Source organism: Rhizomonospora bruguierae (genome assembly GCF_018397995.1).
Lineage (GTDB): Bacteria > Actinomycetota > Actinomycetes > Mycobacteriales > Micromonosporaceae > Rhizomonospora > Rhizomonospora bruguierae.
In genome coordinates, this window is sequence record NZ_BBQH01000116.1 from 1 (window position 1) to 4,744 (window position 4,744).

Consider the following 4,744-nt stretch of genomic DNA (forward strand, 5'->3'; position numbering starts at 1 on the left):
CTAAACCCACACGGTCACCCAACACCGAACACACCGGAACAGCCTATAAAAACACCCTCGCTCACCGACATGTGCCGAACCTATCCCCGGACGAGCTAGGCTGTCGCACCCTGGTCAATAAGACCGCGGCAGCGGGCGCCGACCTTGCGGCGGCTGTACCAGCTTCGCTGCTCTGGACAGCGGCCTACGAGTCGGCCCAGGCGAGCAAGTCCGGCGTCACGCGTGCTGATTCCGGAAACGACGTTGTGGCAACAGCAATGCGTGCGTTCCGTTGCGGACTCCCAGCTTGGCGGTGCGTCTCTGTACGCCGCCGTCGTCGCGTACCTCGGAACGCAAATAGGGCCGCGGCTTGTCGGCGGCATAGATGAAGGTGGTACGCCAGGAATCTTTAACGCCGCGGCGTCCATGCTCGAAATGGCCGGGTGGATGGCGTATGACCGCGGCGATGACCAGACCGCGCAAGCCCATTTCGGCCGTGCTCTGGCGTTCACGACAGCCGGCGATGACATACACTTACGCGCGCACGTGCTGGGCAGCATGAGCCACCTTGCCGCTCATCTCGGCCGCCCTCACGACGCGATCCGCCTGGCCAGGCAAGGCCAGGACGTTCTGCGCGGAATGCGTCCATGCTCGCCACTGATGGCATGTCTGTGGGCGCTGGAGGCCCGCGGCGCAGCCGGGTCGGGAGAAGTTGCCCGGCCGCTAGACCTTCTTGCCCGCGCGGAGTCTGAACTGGCTGAGGATGGATCGCTGGGACAGCCACGATCCCCATGGGTGAACAGCTACGACCACGCTTCCCTTGCTAGCGACGCCAGCCGTTGCCTGCACCGACTAGGAGACCTGGCCGGCGCCCGTCGACAGGCCGAACGGACCATCGAGCTGCGGCCCGCGCACCGGGCCAGAAGTCGAGGATTGGGACAGTTGACCCTGGCCAACGTACTGGTCGCGCAAGGAGCCGTTGACGAGGCGTCCGCGGTCGCCGAGCAGGCACTGGACTCGAGTATGCCTCTTGACTCGGCGCCTATCGCGCGCGGGCTGCGGGCCGTACACAATGCGCTGGCACCGTACCGAAACAACGCCACGGTCGCCCGGGCCTATGCGCGGCTGGCGGCAACGCTCGAACAACATAATGGCCCGTCGACGACAGCATCTCGTCACCCAGCGGAGCTTGACGCGTGAGCACCGAACGGCCGCTGTACGAACGCGATCCCCAGGCGTGGCGTGCACACCTGGCTGAAGGGAACGCACGGCAACCACGCAAACGGGTAAGTGCCGACGTCATCCTCCGCGATAGACAGGAACGTATTCTGCTGGTTGAACCCCGCTATAAGCCGGACTGGGATCTGCCTGGCGGAATGGCCGAGGCCAATGAGCCACCCGCAGAGGCAGCTCGTCGCGAACTGCGCGAGGAATTAGGAATTGACGTGACGGTGGGGCAACTGTTGTGCGTTGACTGGGTAGCGCCGCACGGGCCCTGGGACGATCTGCTTGCGTTCATCTTCGACGCCGGCGTCATTGCAGAGTCTCAGTTGGCAGATCTCCGGCCGCACGATAGCGAGTTGGCCCGGCAGGAATTCTGCGATCTGGAGGAAGCTGCCCGGAGATTGCGCCCTTACGTTTGGCGCCGTACAAGTGTGGCCTTTCAGGCATTGGCGACAGGGCAGCCGCTGTACCTGCACGATGGGCACCCTACCGGGGCAAATGGAGTTGGCTGACGTCCTGCCTGCCGCCAGATTCAGGTAGTCGAAGCATTTGCTTGTACGAGTTTGGCGAAAATCTCGGAGGGCTTCTTGCTCCCGGACCAGGCGGGACGCTGGCTCGGCGTATATCCATTGGTAGATCACTTCGCGAAGCACCGGTACAACCTGATCGTCGCGATATTCGTGCGGCGACCGACCCGGAATGTATCTGCCGCTCGGGCAACGGCAACGGTGTTTGGCCACGCGGCGCTTACGAGAGGCAGCGTGATCTTGACGTATAGCAACTACGCCGTCCTCGCTGCGTTTTCGCCGCGAGGAGGGCGTAGTCGTGGTACGGATGTCCCGGTTTCATCGGGATTCCCTGATCTCACCGGTCCCGACAAGTGCGCGTAGTCACTACTGGCTGGTTGGCGGGTGACATCATCAGGACGCAGGGTTACGGACTTGTTCCTGGACTGCTCTTAGCCACCGCTGCCGTTCAACACGACGGTCTCGATCTTCTCGAGCTTGCGGATAACGATCTTCTCCATGTTGTGGCACCTCCAATCTGGGCTAGACACGGCGGCGGGTCCACCATGTGACGATCTTGGGTCCGTGGTGCCGCCACCATGTGCGACACCACAGGGCCCAGAACCCACCGATGATCAGGATCGTCAGCCCACTGTCAAGGAGTCCGGCACCCTCGCCCCCGACGAGTGGCCGGGCGGCGCGCGTCAGCAGGGTAAGCGCGGTGGGCAGAGTGACGCTCGCAGCGAACAGCAGGCACAGTGCGGTACCGACGACCAGGATCAGTGCGTACACCTGGACTGTGCGGCGCTCGCGACGCGCGAGTGCGATACTCGGATCGACCGGAGTTGGGTCTTTACGCGAAATCCAATACAACGCATGATGCGCACGGTAGCGAACGTATGCGGACCCGTCGGCGTAGAGGTTTCGACAGCCGGTAAGATCTTGTAGGACGAAATACAAGTCAGTCCGCATGAACAGTAAGAGTTGCGGCGAGACCAGCAACAAAGAAAGCAGGGCAGTAGCCCCGAGTACCCGGCCAGTGGCCGTATCTGGTCCGATGGCCAGGCGAGCGAGAATGGCTGCGGACGCGATCCCGAATTGGATCGCGATTCCGGCAAGGTACACAGTTACGCGTACCTTGCGAGGCGCTGCCCAGACGCCGCTAACGTCGGTCTGCACTGCGAGGAACTGGAGTCGGGTAGCAAGCGTTACCCGTGCTGGTACCCCTGCGCCACGGGCGGTGATCAAATGACCGAGCTCGTGGAAGAACACAATGCTCCAGCCAATGACCGCGTTACCTAGCAGCACAAGACTGCCGTGTCGGCTCCACAAAAGGTCCTGATAGTTGGGCAGTAGACCGGGCACGGAGATAGCTGCGCACGCCGCCAGGACCGGCAGTACCACAGTCATCATGGCCACCCAGCTCGACAATGCCCATCTCGTATGATGTTCGTGCAGCCACGACCAAGTCGGCTTCATCGGTAATGTCGCATGGCTCACGGGTTGGCCATCCACGGCGGCGACATACCCGAGGTCAAGCAGGTTGTCGACGAAATCGACCATGTCGATATCACGACCCTGCGTATCACGTAGCCGCTGGGCAACCTCACCAACCGGAAGATCAGTGTCGAGCAGCCGCAAGGCGTCCATCGCGATTGGGGATAGCACCACGAAATCTCCGGTCTCTACCCGACCGACGCACCATTGCTCGCCGTCGGGCCGCATCCGCAACGGATGCAGCCGGATTCGCGTCGACGCGGTCACAGCCTGCGTCGTCATGAGGTTGACCCCTGACACGCCGGACAGTCCAGCCGCTGTACTGGTTCAATCACGTAATGATGATCGGGTGAAAGGAGGCTGATACCCTGCACCAAACCGGAACGCACGGGGACCACACCAGTGAGCAACGAGATTCCCAGGTGCGCAGCGAGGTAGCCCGACAAGCCAGCCGTCGGCGCGGTTACCGCCTCTTGACTATTACGTTCCACAGAATAGTCAGCCTCGACCCCCATCGCCCGATGCCGCTCGTACTCGGCACGCCAGACACACTCGTAGCAGGCGCCATTTCCTGGGATGTAGGCAGCGACTGTGATGACGGGCCCGTGGTATCCGGCGTCGACCCATGGCGTGTTCGTCGCCAGACAGGCTCGGTTGGCCCATGCCCGAATCTCGCCTGGCCGATCCGCACACAGCATCAGCAGATCACACTCCGCGGACAAGTCCTGCAAATCACCGATGCCCGTGATCGTGTGACGCACACAGGTGATGACGATGTCAGAGTTCAACTGATGCAGCCGCTCGGCCGCTGCCTCCACTTTCGGTCGGCCGATGTCCCGCTCCGTGTACAACACCTGCCGATTGAGATTGGATAGCTCTACTACGTCGGAGTCGACACACCGCAACTCTCCGACACCACTAGCGGCCAGCGCCAGCGCCGCGTTGCCGCCGGTCCCACCGACTCCAACCAACGTCACCTTGGCCTGGCGTAGCCACGCCTGCGGCTCCCACCAACTCACGCGCGGTTTCGGATCGATCCAGCGGTAAAATAACCGGCTGCGATCGTGTCGTTCCTTATCTCGATCAGTGAGGATCGGCGGATCCGTGCCCGCCGCGTCGTAGATGTGACCTGACTCGGTAAGCACCGTCACGGCCGCCAGCACGCCTTCCCGCCGCTCGCCGGGATGAGCCTCGGCCACTACGGAGGCAACCTCGTCTACTGAACGAGTGCCGTCCATGGCGTTGAGCAGCGTCCACACAGAACCAGTCGAGTCCTCGATTTCGCTAGCAACCCCATACACGGTACCGCCGATCCGGATCCGCCCGCCCGACACTTGGATCGGCCGATGTTCCGGCTTGACGCATGGTCGTTCCAGTTTCGATGACACGGTCATCACCCCCGTCGCAAGGGTTTCATCGATCCCCCACGACGTGAAGGAACCGATACCAGAACAGCTTGGACTCCCCTAAGGTATCCGTCAAGATCTATGGCTGTGTCGCTGGGGTCGCCATTCATGATCACGCTGAGATTCGCAGCT

General features: G+C 62.3%; 4 protein-coding genes. 2 read left to right on the top strand and 2 right to left on the bottom strand.

Going from position 1 to position 4,744, the window contains the following annotated elements:
- The first annotated feature begins 222 nt into the window (after window positions 1-222).
- On the top strand, window positions 223-1,179 hold the full coding sequence (locus KJS59_RS30150; RefSeq protein ID WP_213457324.1) for a tetratricopeptide repeat protein: 957 nt from the start codon (window positions 223-225) through the stop codon (window positions 1,177-1,179).
- Window positions 1,176-1,715: an NUDIX domain-containing protein gene (locus tag KJS59_RS30155; protein ID WP_213457326.1), complete on the top strand. Its 540-nt coding sequence runs from the start codon at window positions 1,176-1,178 to the stop codon at window positions 1,713-1,715. Before KJS59_RS30150 ends, KJS59_RS30155 begins: the two co-directional genes overlap by 4 nt.
- Before the next feature lie 537 nt (window positions 1,716-2,252).
- Here KJS59_RS30155 and KJS59_RS30160 read toward each other — a convergent pair.
- Window positions 2,253-3,488, bottom strand: a complete 1,236-nt coding sequence (locus KJS59_RS30160; protein ID WP_213457328.1) for a hypothetical protein — start codon at window positions 3,486-3,488, stop codon at window positions 2,253-2,255.
- Entirely contained in the window at window positions 3,485-4,594 is a 1,110-nt protein-coding gene (locus KJS59_RS30165) for a HesA/MoeB/ThiF family protein (RefSeq protein WP_213457330.1), read from the bottom strand. Before KJS59_RS30165 ends, KJS59_RS30160 begins: the two co-directional genes overlap by 4 nt.
- Window positions 4,595-4,744: the final 150 nt, after the last annotated feature.